Annotated in this window: 1 protein-coding gene; it reads left to right on the top strand. The window is 72.2% G+C overall.

All coding sequences use genetic code 11. The features are described from left to right. Window positions 1-48 precede the first annotated feature (48 nt). Entirely contained in the window at window positions 49-1,050 is a 1,002-nt protein-coding gene (locus ACOV8S_RS09655) for a sugar phosphate isomerase/epimerase family protein (RefSeq protein ID WP_448317292.1), read from the top strand. Window positions 1,051-1,245 lie beyond the last annotated feature (195 nt).

Below are 1,245 nucleotides of genomic sequence, written 5' to 3'. Positions count from 1 at the left end.
CCGCCCGCGGACCCAGTCCTTCACGCGAACCGATCGAGGAGACGTACCGTGCCCCGCAACTTCACGCTCTTCACCGGCCAGTGGGCCGACCTGCCGCTCGAGGAGGTCTGCCGGCTGGCCCGCGACTTCGGCTACGACGGACTCGAACTCGCCTGCTGGGGCGACCATTTCGAGGTCGACAAGGCCCTCGCCGATCCGTCCTACCTGGACGGCCGCCGCCGGCTCCTCGAGAAGTACGGTCTGAAGTGCTGGGCCGTCTCCAACCACCTGGTGGGGCAGGCGGTCTGCGACGCGATCATCGACGAACGCCACCAGGCGATCCTCCCCACCCGAATCTGGGGCGACGGCGAACCCGAGGGCGTCCGACGGCGGGCCGCCGCGGAGATCGCCGACACCGCCCGGGCCGCAGCCGCCTTCGGCGTGGACACCGTCATCGGGTTCACCGGCTCGGCGATCTGGCATCTGGTGGCCATGTTCCCGCCCGCCCCCGAGTCGATGATCGAGCGCGGCTACCAGGACTTCGCCGACCGCTGGAACCCCGTCCTGGACGTGTTCGACGCCGAGGGCGTGCGCTTCGCCCACGAGGTCCACCCCAGCGAGATCGCCTACGACTACTGGACCACGCAGAAGGCCCTGGAGGCGGTGGACCACCGGCCCGCCTTCGGACTCAACTTCGACCCGTCGCACTTCGTGTGGCAGGACCTCGACCCGGTCGGATTCCTGTGGGACTTCCGCGACCGGATCTACCACGTGGACTGCAAGGAGGCCCGCAAGCGGCTCGACGGGCGCAACGGCCGGCTCGGCTCGCACCTGCCCTGGGGCGATCCGCGGCGCGGCTGGGACTTCGTGTCGGCCGGGCACGGTGACGTTCCCTGGGAGGACGTCTTCCGGATGCTGCGCGCCATCGACTACGCCGGTCCGATCTCGGTCGAATGGGAGGACGCCGGTATGGACCGCCTGCAAGGGGCCCCCGAGGCGCTGAGGCGGCTCAAGGCCTTCGACTTCGACCCGCCGGCCGCCTCCTTCGACGCGGCCTTCGGCGGCAACTAGGCCGGTCCACACCTGTGACGTGCGAGCAGGCGGCGGCCGGGTGGGCGGGGCGCGTGACCGCGGCGGTCCGGACGGGTCCCCCGGCCGGGCGGGCGCCGGTGATGGTCGCGCGCCGACCCGGCGGGGCGATCGGGTGAGCAGAGGCCCCTGTCCGCGAAGACCGCAGGGACGCCGCTCGGCCGTGGCGGCCGGCCC

The sequence above is a fragment of the Streptomyces sp. CO7 genome (genome assembly GCF_053474865.1).
This window is presented reverse-complemented; position numbering and strand designations above follow the sequence as displayed.